This window comes from Methylophaga thiooxydans DMS010, assembly GCF_000156355.1.
Lineage (GTDB): Bacteria > Pseudomonadota > Gammaproteobacteria > Nitrosococcales > Methylophagaceae > Methylophaga > Methylophaga thiooxydans.
This window is the reverse complement of sequence record NZ_GG657882.1, coordinates 16,262-34,193: the sequence shown is the minus strand read 5'-3', so window position 1 is coordinate 34,193 and position 17,932 is coordinate 16,262. Positions and strand designations below refer to the sequence as shown.

Below are 17,932 nucleotides of genomic sequence, written 5' to 3'. Positions count from 1 at the left end.
AGCTAGTTTTTTAAGTCTGCAAAGGCATCAATTGCGGTTTGTCTGGCAGGTTTGTAGTCGATAATGGGCATTGGGTAGCCGGTTTCCGTTCTTAATTGATCCGACGGGTTATGAATCTGCTTGCCAGAAAGTTTTTTTAGTTCAGGTACAAAACGGCGAATAAACTCACCATCCGGATCAAAACGTTCTGACTGACGCGTCGGATTAAACACTCGAAAATAGGGCGCGGCATCAACACCCGTAGACGCACTCCATTGCCAGCCACCATTGTTAGCGGCAAACTCACCATCCAGCAAATGTTGCATAAAGAACTGCTCACCACGACGCCAGTCGATAAGCAGAAGTTTGGTGAGAAAACTGGCGGTAATCATACGTAGCCGATTGTGCATCCAGCCAGTTTGTTGAAGCTGGCGCATCGCTGCATCAACAATCGGAAACCCTGTTTTACCCTCACACCAAGCGTGAAAACCGGTTTCATCATCACGCCAAACCACATTATCTGTTTCCGGTTTAAACGGTTTTTCCATACTTAGACGAGGAAAATGGAGTAGCAGTTGGCGATAGAAATCGCGCCAGGCCAGCTCACGTAGCCAGTCATTATCCTGCCAATGTAAACCCTGCTCGCTACAGTGGTACTGGATACTGGCAAGTAGGCGACGCGGTCCGATGCGACCAATCGACAGGTAAGGAGACAGAGTACTAGTGCCGGACTCAGCAGGAATGTCGCGGTATTTTGGATAAGCTTTGACTTTATTGCGGCAGAACTGGCTCAGTTTTTTGAGTACGCTTGCTTCATCAGCAGGCCAGAGGTCATCCCGGTAATCGTCGGACCAGCCTGGCTTGAGCAAGTCCACAGCAATGGCTTCGCCTTGTTTGTCTGGAACAGGATAAGGCGGCTTTTGGGTCTCTTGTAAGATTTGTAACCAACGGCGGTAATAAGGGGTAAAAACTTTAAAGGGCTCATTCTGTTGCGTCAGAACGGGTACGGTGACAATTAGGTCAGCATCAAGCGCATGGCAGTTCACGCCAAAGCCTTCCAGCACGTCTATAACAGCATCATCACGGCGTCGTTCATCAAGCGGTGTTTCTTGGTTAAACCAGATATCCCTTATGTTTTTTTGCTGGCAAAACGTTTTCAATAATTTGGGTATGTCCGCAAACCAATCTGTTTCCAAAATAGTGAACGGTACGCCTAGCTTGGCAAGTTGTTGGTTTATATCCTCAATGCTGGCGGCTTTTAGCCCTTGCTTGGCAGCTGATTCATCATGTTGTTGCCATTGCTTGGGCGTTGCAATAAAAACAAGGTGCAAATCGCCCTGTTGTTGAGCTTGCGAAATGGCAGGGTTGTCGTCCAGTCGTAAATCATTTCTGAGCCAGACCAGTTGCGTCGGATTCATGCCTGTTCCTTTCTATTATCTTTATCCAAATGTGAAAACAGCCACGTGGCTCGCTCACGGATGTGTTGTTGTTCGGTTTCAGCTTTATTGAACCAGTTCCTGACTTGCATGCCCAGTCTTGGGTTTTTAGCCAACCAGACTTGGTTCTGATCGATAAAATGCCAATACAAGGTGGTAAACGGGCAGGCATCTTGGCCTGAGGCCTGTTTGGGCTTATATGCACAGTGCTGACAATAATTCGACATTCGATCAATATAGGCGCCACTGGCAATATAGGGTTTTGAACCGACAATGCCGCCATCGGCATACTGGCTCATACCCAGGGTGTTGGGTATTTCGACCCAGGCGACGGCATCGACATACATGCCCAGATACCAACGATGAATCGCATCAGGCTTGATGCCCCACAACAATGAGAATAATCCCGTCACCATCAGCCGTTGAATATGATGGCCGTAGCCATGCTCCAGGACCTGAGAAATAGAATGATGCATGCATTTCATGTCTGTATCGGCATGCCAGTAAAAGCTGGGCAAGGCTCTTTGATGATCTAATGCGTTATAGTCGAGCCAGTGTTCACGATAGCTCCAGTAAAGCCCGCGAATATACTCGCGCCAGCCCAAAACTTGCCGGATAAAACCCTCAACAGCATTTAAAGGGGCATTGTTCTCATAATAAGCCTGCTCTGCCTTGTTAATGACTTCCAGTGGATTGAGCAACTTCAGGTTAAGGCTACTTGAGAGGCAGGCATGAAACAGGAACGGTTGCTCTGTCCACATCGCATCTTGATAGTCACCAAATGAGGGCAGGCGATATTTAATAAACGCATCTAGTTGCTGCAAGGCCTGCTTGCGCGTTACGGGCCAGTTGAAGTCAGCAAGACTGCCTGGTAGTTCGGCACAGAATGTTTCCACATCCTGAATAACGTGTTTTGTTATCGCATCATGCTTGAAGCGGCTGTTAGAACTGGGCAGTTGCGGCCCTTTTTTATCGAAGCTGCGGCGGTTGTCTTTATCAAAGTTCCACTGGCCACCGATCGGCGCTTGATTGTCGTCCATCAGGATCTGACGGTCTTTCCTCAGATGGCGATACCAGTGCTCCATTCGCGGCTGTTTGCGTTCATCCAGCCACTGCTGAAACTCGCCTTGCCGGGTTATAAAGTGTTGATCGGCAAGCCACTCAATACTGAGGTTATATTGCGAAAAAAAGCTTTCTAACCTTGAGACTACGGTCATATCACCGGCCAGCACGCAGCGCACACGACTGACATTGTTATTTTTCAGCGTAGCTTCGAGTGCCGACTCAAAACTCGCTTGTTCATCGGCAAGTGTTGTGTAGCTGAGTCGATAACCTTTGCTTTTAATGTCCTCAGCAAAATGGCGCATGGCAGACAGAAATAGAGTTGTACGCTGTTTGCTCGATGGGGTTTGTGACGACTCGTGTTTTACCTCAGCCATCCAAAACAGATCATGCTGTTTATCGGCATCCTTCCAGATAAGGCTGTCCCAGTTGAGTTGATCACCGAGAATAAGGTTGAGTGTTAGAGACATTAAAGGCTACTGAGCAGTAAGGATAACGCGGCGACCAGAGAGAGTTGTCCGCGTAACTTTAAAAAGTCTCTGTTCACACGCTGCTTTAGCAAAAACCATTCATACAACCAGAGCAGGACAAACGATAAAGCCGCTGGTATCAACCAGTCATAGCCCGGCATCAGTAGCCACAGCCAAGCCCACAGCATACAACTGATGGAAACCAGGCTGACATGCGGTGCTAAGCTGAGTTGTAAGCTACAGCCCCAAAGAATACCACCTAAAAAACTAAAAATCAGCGCCGCATAACTGAGCAGAAAGAAATGAGCATGCTGGATACCTGCCAATGACGCCAGACTCAAAACGATAAAGGGGATTAAACCCGCATAGCCCAAATAACGATGCCATGACGTCATGATGCATGCTCCAATTGTTCAATAGAAATAGGTTTGATCCGTAAATGATGGTGTTTTTGTGGCGAGGGGGTGAGTAAAAAACGCAGCAAGATTTTGTAAGCATCCAGATCAAATGATACGGGTGTATGTTGACGGCGAGACAAGGTGGCCAGGCATTCTTCGTTATCTATTACCTGACCCAAATAACACCACTGATCGATGAGATGAAAAATTACATCGTCCCAGTCATCATGAACAGGATGTTCTTCCACCACAATAGGCCCAGACCATGGCCATTGTTGATTCTTTAATTGTGCTAGAGCGAGTTGTAGTCGAAGGTTGTAAGTTTCTGCTGACTCATCCCCACAACAAGCACCGCGACATTTTTTTAACTGGTAGCCGAAGCAGGCACCACGCTGACTTTTTTCAATACCACACAACTTTTGACAAAGACGGTGTGTGTCGATGAGTTCCAGCATTTTTTTTTCAGCCTGTTTGCGACTTCTGAACAGCCCGTAGCGTTGTGTAATCGTGTTGATTTCGGTCATATCAGCGACCTCGGTTTTGAGGTGATGATAGCCTTGTTTATCTGTCGTCAGGGTAAGTTGATACAGTTTTTTTGTTTTAGTCTGGCGGCGGTTAAAGCGTGGTGAGTAGTGCTTTATTTCAGTATTCTCAAGCAGTTGTGCGCCGAAGTCTGACGGGGTTTGTTGGAACGTAATATGATGCAATTGCTGACTGATATCTAATTCTTTCCCGTGTTGGTGATCCTGACCAAAATGACTGAGTACTCGCTCACGGATATTGACTGACTTGCCAATGTAGAGCAGACCACCGTTGGCATCATAAAATCGATAAATACCTGCTGCCTCTGGCAAAAGGTCGATGTCAGACTGACTGACATGACTAGGTATGCTCGGACGTTTTAATTGTTGCTTACAGGCAGAGCGGATTGTTGTTGCAGGGAACTGTGCTGAAATGTGTTCAAAAAAAGCTAATAGAACTTCTGTGTCAGCCATGGCTCGATGACGATTATCGATAGTCAGCCCCAGTCGTTCGATAATACGATCAAGACCATGAGAACGATGTTCAGGGAAGAGCTGACGACTAAGTTTGACAGAGCATAGGGTCTTGTTGCCGAGCGTGTACCCACAGCGCTGAAATGACTGGCGCAGAAAACTGTAATCGAAGCGTGCATTGTGCGCGACGATGACTTTTCCATCCAAACACGCAAAAAGCTCATCCGCGATTTCATCGAATGTTGGCGCATCAGCCACCGTGGCATCAGTGATACCTGTCAATCGCGTAATCCACGGCGGGATCGGGCGAAGAGGGTTAAGTAATGTTTGCCAGCGTTTGACTACATGACCATCCTCGACTTCGATCAAAGCGATTTCAGTCAATCTATCTCGGCTGGCGCGACCACCGGTGGTCTCGCAATCGAGAATAACCATTGATGGGGGGAATGCAGACAAGTCAGTCATGCTGGCTGCGTTTATTGCTGCGTCGACAGCGTTGAGAGCAAAATTTAACCTGCTGCCAGTCACGTAGCCATTTTTTGCGCCACGTAAATAACCGTTGACAGTTAACGCAGGTTTTTTCTGGTAAATAAGGTTTGCTATGACTCATTGCACTGTTCACGAATTTTTCGAGAACAGTGACTAATAAGTCGTGAAAGCGGTGTGAACGTTATTTACTCAGCTTCAGGCAGCTTAATAAATAATTCGCGGTAATGTTCCAGCTCACGAATCGAATCTTTGACATCGTCCATGGCCAAGTGCGAGGCACTTTTTTTGAAGCTTTTCTCAACTTTAGGCGCCCAGCGTCTGGCTAGTTCTTTCAGACTACTGACATCAAGGTTGCGGTAGTGGAAAAAAGCCTCCAGCTCAGGCATACAGCGCGCTAAAAAACGACGATCCTGACAAATGCTATTGCCGCACATAGGTGATACGCCAGCAGGTACATATTTCCTCAAAAACTCGATTGTTTTTTGTTCTGCTTCGGCTTCTGTGACGGTACTATCCTTAACACGTTGTGTCAGTCCCGATTTGCCATGCTGGCGGGTGTTCCATTCATCCATGCTGTCTAAGATGGCATCTTGCTGGTGAATGGCGAAAATAGGGCCTTCTGCCAGCACATTTAATTTAGCGTCAGTGACAATCGTGGCGATTTCGATAATATAATCGTTGTTAGTGTCGAGACCGGTCATTTCCAGGTCAATCCAGATCAGGTTATTTTTACTTTTGGCCATGGTCTCCGTCTTTATTGTTGTGAGTCGAGTGAACTAACTTGCCAGAGATTGTATCAAAGGCTACTCTGCATGACATTTTATAAAGATACAAACTGGGCTTAATGGAATGAATGAATTTACTTGGATATTTATCGCTGCTGTGGTGTTGATGACAGCCGTGGAGTTATGGTTGTCCTTACGACAAGGGCGCTATGTGCAAGCTCACCGTGATGAAGTACCCGCTGCATTTAAGGATCAAATTAGTCTGGCAGCGCATCAGAAAGCGGCTGACTACACGGCGGCGAAGGGGAAATATAATCGCAGTGAGAGCGTTTACGGCATGGTCATTTTATTGCTGTGGACGTTGGGGGGCGGTCTGGCCTTGTTATCCGGTATCTGGTCTCAGTTCGAGTTAGGTCCGGTGATCGGCGGTATCGCGTTTTTCCTGAGTTTTCTGGTGATTGGCTCAGTGATTGAACTGCCATTTTCCTATTACAAAACGTTTGTTTTGGAAGATAAATTTGGCTTTAATCGCAATACGCCAGGCTTATTTATCGCTGACTTTTTCAAACAAACCCTACTTACTCTGGTCATGGGCGGCATCTTAATTTGGGTTGCTCTGTGGATGATGGGTAGTGCTGGTGACTACTGGTGGTTATATCTGTGGGCTGCCTGGATGGCATTCGCATTATTTATGATGTGGGCTTACCCAGCCTTTATTGCACCTTTATTCAATAACTTTACGCCACTTGAAGACGCCAACCTGCAAAAGCGCGTGGAAGATTTATTAGCGCGTTGCGGCTTTAAGAGTCAGGGTATTTTTGTGATGGACGGATCTCGTCGAAGCGGTCATGGGAATGCTTACTTTACTGGTCTGGGTAGCAATAAGCGTATTGTTTTCTTTGATACCTTGCTTAATACCCTCAATGAAGACCAGATCGAAGCTGTGTTAGCGCATGAGTTAGGTCATTTCCGTCGTAAGCATGTGGTGAAAAATATGTTTGTGATGGCGGGACTGAGTTTACTGGGGCTTGCTCTGTTGGGCTGGGCATCTGGTGAGGCTTGGTTTTATGAAGGATTGGGTGTGAGCACGCAATCCAACGCGATGGCATTGGCGTTGTTTATGTTGGTGATCCCTGTGTTCTTGTTCTTCCTGCATCCACTGATGACCTCATTATCACGCAAGTATGAATATGAAGCGGATGATTATGCGGCGTCTGTTTCAAATGCTGATGATTTAATTGCAGCACTTGTCGCCCTGTATCAAGAAAACGCCAGCACCTTAACGCCGGATCCCTTGGTGTCAGCGGTTTATGACTCGCATCCCCCAGCGGCCATGCGTATTGCACACCTGCAGACGAATACTGCCTGATATGCGGTTTATGCTGCTGTTGTTGGGAATGATGGCCTGCGCCGGTGTATCGGCGCAGGGCAAAGCCCTACATGATGCAGCCTGTCTGCAATGCCATGCATCGTTAAGCGGCGGTAATGCTTACCAGTTGTATCAACGGTCGGATCGTAAGGTTAAAACACCGGAAGGATTAACAAAGCGTGTGAAAAGCTGTGCGCTAGCGGCTGATGTTAGCTGGAATGAAGCTCAGCGTGAGGCTGTTGTGCGCTATCTTAGCGACAATTTTTATCGGTTTTAATTGAAGTTTACGCGGTTCCGGCCATCGGCTTTGGATTTATAAAGCGCCTTGTCTGCTCGCTCCAGCAAGGTCAGTGGCGTGTCACCCAACTGTAATGCACTAATACCAACTGAAACGGTTATCTGACCGATCGATTCTTCACTGCCTTTTTTCTTCAATCTGCTTGAAGCAAACTGTTGGCGAATGGATTCAGCCATGAGGAAACTTTCTTCCAGGTTACTGTGCAAGAAAATCATTGCCATTTCTTCACCACCATAACGGGCGGCAATGTGAATATCATCTCGATGGTCATTAAGTAAGGTAGCAAAGTATTGCAACACTTTATCGCCCAAGACATGACCAAAAGTATCATTCAGACGTTTGAAATTATCGATATCAAATAATGCCAGTGACAAAACCATATCACCCTGTGAGCAGAGGTTTTGCAATTCGCGGTTAAAGGCGCCGCGGTTTAAAAGTCCCGTCAGACCATCAGTGCGTGCCGTCTGTTTGACCGCTTCAAGTTCGTCACGCAGTTTGATAATTTCTTCTGTAGAACGCATCAGTTCTGTTTTGAGTTCAGTACTGCTTGATGTGAGCTGTTGCGTGTTGAGTAAAATCTGACTGACTAAGGTCTTCAGCTCTTGCACATCATCACAGTTTTCCAGATCTGTCTGACTTTGTGTCAAGCCACTAGTACATTGCGTTGCGGTAGCTTCAACGCGATTGATATTTTCCAGTGTATTATCGACAACTAGCTTGAGGCCGCTGTTGGTTTTATCAATCCGTTCTGGCATGCCCATCAGCACATACTTTTCGTAAAGGTATTGCGTTACTTCAGCGGTGATAGGCTCTTTTTTGCTCAGCCGGGTATCAATGGCACTGGTCAGTGCTTCGTTATCACCTGAAACATATTCATACCAAACGGCATAGTTGACTGGATTAACGGGCGTTTTGAACTGATTGACAAAGGGCAGTGTACGTCGAAGGTGCTCGGAGGCTTGTTGAAATTCATCATCATAAATCGGGGGGAACGACGACGATTTAGTCACTTATCAGCTCACATTTATTGACATTTATTAACGCAAGAATTACTGAGTTTTGTAGTAATATCAAGCTCTCCGAGCTTTATTAGAACGCCAAACCAATAATAGGGCAAGTATCACCGTGATGATTGGAATGGCGTGAATCATTGTTTTGCTGGCGATTGCGGCGGATGCGGCCAAAAACGTAATGATAAGAAAACTAATCATGACCAAGTTCTGAACCCAGTTGTTGCCAGCCAGAATCGTACCTATTTGCGCTATCGGCGCATGCAATTGAATCAATGCGTTGAGGGGAATGATAAAGAGTCCGCCAAACAGACCAAACCCCATTATTGCGAATGCAAAGCTTACCGTCGTACTAAGATGAGGTAAAACAAACAGCACGCAACACATTCCAATTGCACCAAACGGGATCAAGACCGTTTTGATATGGCCTTGCGAACTGGAACCTGCAATAAATGAACCGATGATAATGCCAACACCTGAACAGGCCAGTAGGCCTTGGATAATGATGGTGTTGTCTTCTGCCAAGGCAATTTTGGCAAACGCTGGAAAGGTAGCGAGAAAGGTTTGGGAGATTCCCCAAAACATGGATAAGCCAAGAATGGCGTACCAGATAACGGGATTGTGGCGGATTCGGCGCCAGTTCTCTTGTAAAGTCCAACCACGCAAATAGCCTTGCCAATTAAATCGGGTGGATGCTTGTTCTGTGGCGGAGGCGGGTAAGCGACAAGCTAGAAGAAACTCGATACAAGATAACAAAACCAACAACCAACCAATAACCGCGATATGCTCAATGAGTTGCGATTCATTGTTGTACACCTGTCCGGCTAAAGTCAGTTCAAACAGGATGGTGAAAACAAAAATACCACTCAGGATGGCGATAATAGTGGTGGCCTGCATGAAACCATTGGCCGGTGATAATTTATCGTTGCCTGCCAATTCACGAATATAGCCATACTTAGCAGGCGAATAGATAGCGCTTTGCGCGGCAAGGACTAAGGTCATGGCGAAAGCAAACAAAAACCAGCCTTGATAATAAGCGAGAGTAATCAGCAGTGTGATGATGATGGCAGAAAAGGCGGTATAGCGCATGATTCGCGGCTTGGCAAAACGATCTGATAAAAAGCCTGCGGGGGTGAACAGTAATATGAACGGCAACAGAATGAGACTATTGATAACAGCGGTCAACGCGACTTGGGCTGCATCATCATAAACTTTAAAAATCGTATTCTGAATCAAAATTTTATGACCCAGATCGACCATGGCATTAATAAAAGCAACCGCTAAAAAACTCATAAACCCCGGCAGTTTTGCCGTGGCTAACAGGCTGGATGATTTCACGCTAAATTAAGAGTCCTGTAATCTGACAGCCAAAACGTCACAGTGGGCGTGGTGCAGTACCGCATTGGCGGTTGAGCCCAACAGTAACTTGAAGCCATGGCGACCATGGGAACCGACAACAATCAAGTCAACGTCATTATCATCGGCAATTCTGACAATGTCATGACCCGGGCTGCCACATTCAATCCACTGCTGTGTGGTAGGCACAGCAAGCGTGTCTGCTAATTTGGCGAGTTGTTTTTTACCTGCATTGAGCAATGCGTCACGCATATCAATATCAACGCTGATCATTGGCTCATAGGCAAAGTCGGTAAGGGGAAAGTCTTCCACAATGTGACAGATACTGAGTTTCGCCTGATAGCGCTCAGCGAGCTGTTGTGCTTTGTTACAGATTTCGTCGCTATGACTGGAAAAGTCGGCGGCGATCAGAATATGTTGATAGTCCTTGCTCATACGCTATTCTCCCAACAAAAAAGGGGCAGTTGTCTACCCCTTCATTGTACGACTAATTTGTTAGTCGTTGTCTAGGAAACGCTCTGCATCCAGCGCCGCCATACAGCCGGCACCAGCTGAGGTAACTGCCTGACGATAAATAGGATCTGACACATCACCCGCCGCGAATACACCCGGAATACTGGTTTCCGTACCTTTCTTCAGAATGATGTAGTCGTGCTCCATTTCCAATTGACCTTTGAAAATACCGGTGTTGGGCTGATGACCGATGGCAATAAACACACCTTGCACGTCGACTTCCTGCGTGCTGTCGTCTTTGGTGCTTTTAACACGAATACCGGTCACACCAGCGTCATCGCCTAGGACTTCATCCAAAGTGTGATCCCACAGAATTTCTACATTGCCTTCTTCGGCTTTTTTCAGCAGTTTATTACTGAGGATTTTTTCCGAACGGAATGAATCACGGCGGTGAATAACGGTGACTTTAGATGCGATATTAGACAGATACAGTGCTTCTTCCACCGCAGTATTACCACCACCGACAACCGCAACGGGTTGGCCTTTGTAGAAAAAGCCATCACAGGTTGCGCAGGCAGACACGCCGCGACCCTTAAAGGCTTCTTCAGACTCCATGCCCAGGTATTTAGCAGAAGCACCCGTTGCGATAATTAACGCGTCGGCGGTGTACTCGCCGGCGTCACCAATCAGCTTAAACGGACGCTGACTCAAGTCTGTGGTGTGGATATGATCGAAAACAATCTCGGTGCCGAAGCGTTCCGCATGTTTTTGCATGCGCACCATTAATTCGGGGCCTTGTACGCCCTGGTCGTCACCTGGCCAGTTATCTACATCAGTCGTGGTGGTTAACTGACCTCCTTGCTCAATACCAGTAACCAGTACAGGCTCTAATGCTGCACGCGCAGCATAAACGGCGGCAGTGTAGCCTGCTGGACCAGAACCAAGAATCAGTAAACGACAGTGTTTGCTGTCAGCCATAAGAATGCCTCCGAAAGGATAATCAAGTGTTTGCAGTAGAGTACCCACTGCTGTGACTTTGGACAAGCATGCAAGTTCAAAAGCTGTGTTAAAATCAGGCGTTAATTTATTGGCTGAGTTGGAAATATCACAGTGGCACAGGCAACACGAGTAAATGACAAGCAGAAACAGGACGCCAACTCTGGCGCAGTCGGTTTCCGTCTGCGTGAGGCTGCGCTGATTTTAGCCGTGGCATTAGCCGCCTATTTACTGTTGTCTTTATGGAGCTATCAGCCAACAGATCCCGGTTGGTCGACAACCGGAGCGAATGATTTTATTGCAAACAGCGGTGGCATTGTCGGCGCATGGTTGGCTGATGCCTTGTTGTATGGGTTTGGCTTTCCTGCTTATTTATCACCCTTGATGCTAGGGTTCAGTGGTTGGTTATTGTTCAGCTGGGGTAAGCGTGCAGACAGTGAAGATGCACTCCATTTCTGGGTGCTGAAAATGGTGGGCTTATTAATGGCACTAGCGGCAGCAAGCGGATTGTCGACGTTGAGCTTTAATGCGCATGCTCAGCTAATGCCGCTTGGTGCTGGCGGTGTGCTTGGCGAAGTTGTCGGTCATGGCTTTGAAGCGGTATTTGGTGCGTCAGGCACCAGTTTGTTGCTATTGGCTGTATTACTTACCGGTGTAACGTTGTTTACCGGATTATCCTGGTTGATGGTCATTGACAAGCTGGGCGGTGTTGCGATCATCGTAGTGACCTCTGTCGGTCGCTGGTTACGTGAAATGCAGGATGAGTTGCAGGCGCGCCGCACTAAACAACAGCGTGAAGAAAGCTTTCGCGAACAAACCGAAAAACTCCAACACAAGGCCAAAGTTCGCATTGAGCCAGTGTTAGAGAAAAAAGAACCTAGCAAGCGTGAAGAAAAAGAAAAACAGGTGCCGCTATTCGAGACGGCTGATGCGCCTGGCATGCCGGCGTTAGCATTATTAGATATGCCGCAGGCCAGTAAACAAGCTTACAGCGAAGAAGTGTTGCAAGCGTTGTCACGTCAGGTTGAACTTAAACTGAAAGATTTCGGCGTGCAGGTTCAGGTCGTAGAAGTGCAGCCGGGGCCGGTTGTTACTCGTTTCGAACTACAGCCCGCGCCCGGTATAAAAGTCAGCCGTATTAGTGGTTTGGCAAAAGATTTGGCTCGAGCCTTGTCAGTCAGCAGTGTGCGTATTGTCGAAGTTATTCCCGGTAAGCCGGTTGTCGGTTTAGAAATTCCAAATGAGTCTCGCGAAATAGTTCGCTTACGTGAAATTCTGGCCTGCGAAGACTACGAGAACAATAAATCAATGCTGATGATTGCATTGGGTAAAGATATTGCTGGTCGTCCTGTGGTCGCAAACCTTGAAAAAATGCCACATCTTTTGGTGGCAGGGACAACGGGGTCAGGTAAATCGGTTGCAGTGAATGCGATGATTCTAAGCTTGTTGTACAAGGCGACACCTGAGCAGGTTCGCATGATCATGGTAGATCCTAAAATGCTTGAACTGTCGGTTTATGAAGATATTCCGCATTTGCTGGCGCCCGTGGTCACAGATATGAAAGAAGCGGCTAACGCGCTGCGTTGGTGTGTGGCTGAGATGGAACGGCGTTACCCGTTAATGGCTGCACTGGGTGTCAGAAACATCGCCGGTTACAACAAAAAGGTGAAAGAAGCGATAGAGCGTGGCGAGCCGATAAAAGATCCGACGATGGATGTCGAACCCGGTGAAGTTGCACCTACATTGGAGCCATTACCGTTTATCGTCGTCGTCATCGATGAGTTAGCCGATATGATGATGGTGGTGGGTAAGCAGGTGGAAGAGCTGATTGCGCGCTTGGCACAAAAAGCCAGGGCGTCTGGGATTCACCTGATTCTGGCGACACAACGACCGTCAGTTGATGTTATTACAGGCTTGATTAAAGCCAATATTCCGACGCGGATGGCCTTTCAAGTGTCATCGCGAATAGATTCCCGTACCATCCTGGATCAAATGGGTGCTGAGCAGCTGTTGGGTCAGGGTGACATGCTGTATTTACCTCCGGGCTCAGGCTTGCCAGAACGTGTTCATGGTGCTTTTGTTGATGATCATGAAGTGCATCAGGTGGTTGACCACCTCAAGAAAAATGCCGCGCCTAATTATCTGGAAGAAATTACCCAAGATCCGGCGGGGGATGACGATGGCAGTGCTTTAGGTGATCCGAGTGATGCTGAATCTGATCCGCTTTACGATCAGGCGGTACAAATTGTGACAGAAAGCCGACGCGCCTCCGTATCCGGGATTCAGCGTCGTTTGAAAATCGGCTATAACCGTGCGGCACGGATAGTCGAAGCGATGGAAGCTGCAGGTGTGGTCTCGGCGATGCAGGGTAATGGTAGTCGTGAAGTGTTAGCGCCACCGCCACGCGATTAAGCGGGAACCAGACTTTCTTTGAGCAGTCTGCTCACTATAAATAAGACAACGGAGTCGTTAATGACGATGAAACAAATCATGGCAGGCCTATTTTTATCGCTGCTGTTAGTGACTGGCTTGAGTCAGGCGCAAACGACAGGTGAAGATAAGTTAAATCAATTTGTGCAACATGTTGAAACCTTTCAGGCAGCCTTTGAACAAACGGTTATTGATCCTGAAGGTCAGGTTATGGAACAGGCTCAAGGTCTTTTTGTGTTGTCACGGCCGGGTAAATTTCGTTGGGACTATGAAACGCCATACCCACAAAAAATTGTGGCTGATGGTAAAAATATTTGGTTCTACGATGTTGATTTGGAGCAGGTGACGGTTAAATCTCAGCAAGAGGCGTTGGCTGAAACACCGGCAACGCTATTATCTGGTGAGTTAGTACCGGAAGATAAGTACAACATTAACAATCTGCCATCAGACGATGGCTTATTATGGGTTGAACTCACGCCAAAGCAAACCGAGTCTAACTTTCAGGCTGTGACGCTGGCATTTGATGGTGATGTATTACAGCAGATGATTATGCGTGACAGTTTTGATCAACGTACACGCCTGACGTTTACGCAAGTGATTGAAAACCCGAAATTTAAACAGGATATGTTTAAATTTACACCGCCCACAGGTATTGATGTCGTAGGTGAAGCGCAGCAGTGAGTTTGTTCGATCAAGTGGATGATTTGGCCAGCCGACCGCTGGCTGACCGTATGCGTCCTAAAACGCTGGATCAATATATAGGTCAGGCTCATCTTCTGGGAGCAAGTAAGCCCCTAAGACAAGCTATTGCTTCTGGCCATCCCCATTCAATGATTTTTTGGGGGCCGCCTGGTACTGGTAAAACAACGCTGGCTAAGTTGATCGCTGGATACTGCGATGCTGAATTTATGACGATTTCAGCGGTTTTGGCTGGGGTAAAGGAAGTACGTGCCGCGGTAGCAAGAGCGCAACAGCTGCAGCAAGAGCAAGGCAGACGCACCATGTTGTTTGTTGACGAGGTGCATCGCTTTAATAAGTCTCAGCAGGATGCTTTCTTACCTTATGTGGAAGACGGCACATTCACTTTTATTGGTGCGACTACCGAAAACCCGTCTTTCGAGCTTAACAACGCCCTATTATCACGAGCCCGTGTGTATGTGCTGAAGTCGCTGGAAACAACGGATTTGCGACAGATCATTGATAGAGCCATGTCCAATGCTGAATTAGGTTTAGCAGAGCGTGGTATTGCTATCGCTGATGAACTGCGTGATCAATTAGCTCAAACGGCTGATGGTGATGGTCGTCGCGTGCTGAATTTGCTCGAAATTGCTATCGATCTGGCAGACAGCAAGGGGCAGGCGAAGGTAGATGAAACGGATCTGGCGGAAGTGCTTTCCGGCACTTTGCGTCGTTTTGATAAAGGTGGCGAGGCATTTTACGACCAGATTTCGGCATTACATAAATCGGTGCGAGGTTCTTCACCGGATGCAGCCCTGTATTGGCTGTGTCGCATGTTAGATGGTGGTTGCGATCCGGTTTATTTGATGCGACGCGTGGTGCGAATGGCGGCAGAGGATATTGGGAATGCTGATCCGCGCGGGTTACGTATTGCCCTGGATGCTTGGGAAAGCTTCGATAAACTGGGTACGCCTGAAGGCGAGTTAGCCATTGCACAGGCGGTAGTGTATCTTGCCTGCGCTCCCAAAAGTAATGCTGTCTATACTGCTTTTAAAGCCGCCATGCATGATGCCAAGGCTCACGGTAGTGCAGAGGTGCCGGTGCATTTGCGAAATGCGCCGACCAAGCTGATGAAAGAACTCGGTTATGGCAGAGAGTATCGTTACGCCCATGATGAGCCCGAGGCATACGCAGCAGGTGAAGAATATTTTCCTGAATCGATGCGAGAGCGAACGTACTACGAACCTGTTAATCGTGGTTTGGAAATAAAAATTGGTGAAAAAATGGCTCGACTGCGAGAAATGGATAAACAAGCCAAACGTTAAATATCGAGTTATTTAAAAAGTAGGATAAATATCAAAGCGGGTGTTTTTACTTTCGATAGACACAGATGGTTTCTGCTGACCAACATAATCGGCGCCTTTAGGCCGTTTGACCACGACTCTTTTCAGCGCTTTTTTCCGCGCTACGCTCAATAAATCATCACTATTCAGATCAGGGCCTATAAGCTGATGCAGTAACTGCATTTCCTTTTTCACTAAGGCGGATTTTTCTCTGCTGGGGTACATCGGGTCCAGATAAATGACATCAGGTAATGTACTTAGTTGTTTGAGATAATCAACGGCGTTGCAGTGATGGATCGATAGTCTTTGAGTAATATCAGCAATCTCATCATTACGAAGGCCATGTGTGATTGCCTGCTCAATTAACAGGCTCATTACCGCACTTTGCTCCAACATGGTCACCTGACAACCGAGACTGGCTAGAACAAAAGCATCACGGGCAAACCCGGCTGTGGCATCAATCACATTCGGTGTTTGGCCTTTTTTAAGACCGATGGCTTTTGCTAAAGGTTGGCCGCGTCCGCCACCAAATTTTCTACGGTGATCATATTTTCCTGAGGCAAAATCAAGGGTAATTGGCTTACCTAGATCAGGAATCTGCAAGGCGATAAAGTCAGTACTTACGTGGATTTGTGCCTCAGCATGAGAAACAGGCACGACTGTTAGACCAAGCCGCTCTGCCACAGCATTGGCCTGTGGCAGGGCATCTTGAGTTATGGCAGATACGGAACTGAGTAGCTTATTCAATGTGGCTAATGAAATCACCAAATGCACGGCTGCCTTTTGCCGTTTCAATCACCCTCAATGGCTTTTCAGTCTGAGCATCAATAACGGTCATATTGCCGCTACCCCAGTTGGCCACATAGATTAGGCTACCATCGGCGGTGGTGTCGATACCCTCCGGCGCATCTTCAACCGGAATGGTGTTCGTGACTTGGTTTGTCTGGGTATCAATGACCGAAATGGTGCTGTCGTCCTGATTGGTAATGTAGAGCTTTTTACCATCCGGACTGACAACCGCACAATAAGGCCACTCCCCAACGGGAATAGTGGTGACGACTTCTGCAGTTTGTGTATTGATGACGGTGACATCGCTGCTTTGAACATTCACACTGTAGACGAACTTACCATCTGGGGAGATGGCCATGCCAAAAGGCGCTTTGCCGGTATCAACACTTCGAACGACGTGTTGGTTGTTCAGATCAATAAACGCGACAGCGTTATCATCACGGTTGGCAACATACAGTCTTTGTTGGCTTTCATCCAGTACCATGCCTGCAGGTGATTGACCTACGGTGATGGTCTTAATGATAGCGCCGGTATCTACCTCAATGACCATGATGTTGTTGTCATACCAATCAGCAACATACACGTATTTACCTGCCTTATCAGCAATAATGCCGACAGGCCCAGGCCCAACAGTCACCTGTCGCGTTTCAGCCAAGGTGTTTAGGTCAATAAAGGAAACCGTCTGACTGTCTGGATTAGTGACAAAAGCCAGTTGTTTAGTCTGACTAATACTGATGCCAGCTGGACTATCACCGACAGTAATGCTTTTGATTACTTGCTGCCTATTGATGTCAATCACGCTGACATTATTGGCGAGTTGATTGGTGATCAGAGCATATTCAGTTTCATCACTAAAACAGCCGCTCACTAGACAGCTAGCTAATAATAAAAAGGCGACCCTACTCAGAGTCGCCTTTTTGATTTGCTTGTTAAGCGGTGCCAGCATTATTTTTCCATGATGGCTTTCAGGTTGTTCAGGCCTGATGTGTAAACCCCAGTAATGGCGTCAACAGCATCTTGGTCCGCCTGACCTTCTGGCACTGGTGGGTTGTCCATGAATGAACGGTAGAATTTACCTTTCCATTTCACTTCTGAACCACCGTCTTTTGCTTTGACTGACAACCATGATTTGTAGTTGTTAACAGGGAAGGTGTAGTAAGGCGTGTCTTTACTATTGAATGTGATGGTTTTAACAACGCTCATATCTTCAATTTTGTAGATCATCATCATTCTTTCATCGTCTAGCTTATCAAGCTTTTCGGTGATGGTAGGATTACCTTCTGACTTCAATGTCAGTACACGAGTTTTATCGTCTTTCAGTTCGGTGCTTGCAACAGCTGGATGCCAGTTATGTAAACCACCGAAATCTTTTACCATCGCCCAGACTTTTTCAGGGGCAGCATTGATAAAGATTGTTTCTTGAACTTGTTGACGAGTAGGGCCGTGAGCACTGGCCAGCATTGGCATGACCATCATGGCAGCAGCAAAAAATTGGAACAACTTCTTCATATTATATTTTCTCCGTTTTTTTTCAGTAGGTGTGTCAGTAACGTTAGCACACGGATTCTGAACACAATCTGAACAAAAAACGCGGCTAGGAGTTCCTATCACCAGAAACTGGATTGCACACTCTAGCGGAACTCGTGCGGATTTTCC

18 protein-coding genes are annotated in these 17,932 nt (G+C 47.1%); 5 read left to right on the top strand and 13 right to left on the bottom strand.

From position 1 onward, the window contains the following. Positions 1–2 precede the first annotated feature (2 nt). The 6 genes from phrB to orn all read right to left on the bottom strand — a co-directional run bounded on the left by phrB (position 3) and on the right by orn (position 5,572). Positions 3–1,397, bottom strand: a complete 1,395-nt coding sequence (phrB, locus tag MDMS009_RS00185) for a deoxyribodipyrimidine photo-lyase (protein ID WP_008289804.1) — start codon at positions 1,395–1,397, stop codon at positions 3–5. Next, positions 1,394–2,947: a cryptochrome/photolyase family protein gene (locus MDMS009_RS00180; RefSeq protein WP_008289829.1), complete on the bottom strand. Its 1,554-nt coding sequence runs from the start codon at positions 2,945–2,947 to the stop codon at positions 1,394–1,396. The genes phrB and MDMS009_RS00180 overlap by 4 nt, the downstream gene beginning before the upstream one ends. After that, a complete protein-coding gene (locus MDMS009_RS00175) occupies positions 2,947–3,342 on the bottom strand; it encodes a DUF3429 domain-containing protein (RefSeq protein WP_008289825.1) in 396 nt (131 codons plus the stop codon). The genes MDMS009_RS00180 and MDMS009_RS00175 overlap by 1 nt, the downstream gene beginning before the upstream one ends. Next, positions 3,339–4,805 (bottom strand): exonuclease domain-containing protein, encoded by a 1,467-nt coding sequence (locus tag MDMS009_RS00170; protein ID WP_008289797.1) that lies wholly within the window; start codon positions 4,803–4,805, stop codon positions 3,339–3,341. The genes MDMS009_RS00175 and MDMS009_RS00170 overlap by 4 nt, the downstream gene beginning before the upstream one ends. Continuing rightward, the gene (locus MDMS009_RS15965; RefSeq protein ID WP_008289783.1) at positions 4,798–4,950 is read right to left on the bottom strand and encodes a DUF2256 domain-containing protein; all 153 of its coding nucleotides are present in this window, start codon (positions 4,948–4,950) and stop codon (positions 4,798–4,800) included. Before MDMS009_RS15965 ends, MDMS009_RS00170 begins: the two co-directional genes overlap by 8 nt. Positions 4,951–5,014: 64 nt before the next feature. Next, positions 5,015–5,572, bottom strand: a complete 558-nt coding sequence (gene orn / locus MDMS009_RS00165) for an oligoribonuclease (protein WP_008289806.1) — start codon at positions 5,570–5,572, stop codon at positions 5,015–5,017. 106 nt (positions 5,573–5,678) lie between these two features. Here orn and MDMS009_RS00160 point away from each other — a divergent pair, with 106 nt between their 5' ends. Together MDMS009_RS00160 and MDMS009_RS00155 are read left to right on the top strand one after the other, a co-directional pair. Beyond that, positions 5,679–6,923: a M48 family metallopeptidase gene (locus MDMS009_RS00160; protein ID WP_008289798.1), complete on the top strand. Its 1,245-nt coding sequence runs from the start codon at positions 5,679–5,681 to the stop codon at positions 6,921–6,923. Positions 6,924–6,951: 28 nt separating this feature from the next. Next, positions 6,952–7,200: a hypothetical protein gene (locus MDMS009_RS00155; protein WP_237700435.1), complete on the top strand. Its 249-nt coding sequence runs from the start codon at positions 6,952–6,954 to the stop codon at positions 7,198–7,200. Here MDMS009_RS00155 and MDMS009_RS00150 read toward each other — a convergent pair. Genes MDMS009_RS00150 through trxB form a run of 4 tightly spaced genes read right to left on the bottom strand, consistent with a single transcriptional unit; the run spans position 7,197 to position 11,018 of the window. Beyond that, positions 7,197–8,231 (bottom strand): GGDEF domain-containing protein, encoded by a 1,035-nt coding sequence (locus MDMS009_RS00150; protein WP_008289814.1) that lies wholly within the window; start codon positions 8,229–8,231, stop codon positions 7,197–7,199. The genes MDMS009_RS00155 and MDMS009_RS00150 overlap by 4 nt on opposite strands. Before the next feature lie 60 nt (positions 8,232–8,291). Beyond that, positions 8,292–9,569, bottom strand: coding sequence for an MFS transporter (locus MDMS009_RS00145; protein ID WP_237700434.1), 1,278 nt, complete (start codon positions 9,567–9,569; stop codon positions 8,292–8,294). Positions 9,570–9,575: 6 nt separating this feature from the next. After that, a complete protein-coding gene (locus tag MDMS009_RS00140) occupies positions 9,576–10,022 on the bottom strand; it encodes a universal stress protein (RefSeq protein ID WP_008289782.1) in 447 nt (148 codons plus the stop codon). Positions 10,023–10,082: 60 nt separating this feature from the next. Continuing rightward, positions 10,083–11,018 (bottom strand): thioredoxin-disulfide reductase, encoded by a 936-nt coding sequence (gene trxB / locus MDMS009_RS00135; protein WP_008289821.1) that lies wholly within the window; start codon positions 11,016–11,018, stop codon positions 10,083–10,085. A 132-nt stretch (positions 11,019–11,150) separates the two neighbouring features. Here trxB and MDMS009_RS00130 point away from each other — a divergent pair, with 132 nt between their 5' ends. From MDMS009_RS00130 to MDMS009_RS00120, 3 genes are read left to right on the top strand one after another with little or no spacing between them, the layout of a single operon-like run. Further along, positions 11,151–13,448 (top strand): DNA translocase FtsK, encoded by a 2,298-nt coding sequence (locus MDMS009_RS00130; RefSeq protein ID WP_008289811.1) that lies wholly within the window; start codon positions 11,151–11,153, stop codon positions 13,446–13,448. Positions 13,449–13,508: 60 nt separating this feature from the next. Beyond that, entirely contained in the window at positions 13,509–14,147 is a 639-nt protein-coding gene (lolA, locus tag MDMS009_RS00125) for an outer membrane lipoprotein chaperone LolA (RefSeq protein ID WP_008289788.1), read from the top strand. After that, positions 14,144–15,469, top strand: coding sequence for a replication-associated recombination protein A (locus tag MDMS009_RS00120; protein ID WP_008289819.1), 1,326 nt, complete (start codon positions 14,144–14,146; stop codon positions 15,467–15,469). The genes lolA and MDMS009_RS00120 overlap by 4 nt, the downstream gene beginning before the upstream one ends. Positions 15,470–15,481: 12 nt before the next feature. Here MDMS009_RS00120 and MDMS009_RS00115 read toward each other — a convergent pair whose 3' ends face one another. The 3 genes from MDMS009_RS00115 to MDMS009_RS00105 form a co-directional block, all read right to left on the bottom strand. After that, positions 15,482–16,252: a class I SAM-dependent methyltransferase gene (locus tag MDMS009_RS00115; protein ID WP_237700437.1), complete on the bottom strand. Its 771-nt coding sequence runs from the start codon at positions 16,250–16,252 to the stop codon at positions 15,482–15,484. After that, on the bottom strand, positions 16,227–17,144 hold the full coding sequence (locus MDMS009_RS00110) for a YVTN family beta-propeller repeat protein (RefSeq protein ID WP_008289816.1): 918 nt from the start codon (positions 17,142–17,144) through the stop codon (positions 16,227–16,229). Before MDMS009_RS00110 ends, MDMS009_RS00115 begins: the two co-directional genes overlap by 26 nt. 77 nt (positions 17,145–17,221) lie before the next feature. Next, positions 17,222–17,785 (bottom strand): SRPBCC family protein, encoded by a 564-nt coding sequence (locus tag MDMS009_RS00105; protein WP_008289820.1) that lies wholly within the window; start codon positions 17,783–17,785, stop codon positions 17,222–17,224. Positions 17,786–17,932 lie beyond the last annotated feature (147 nt).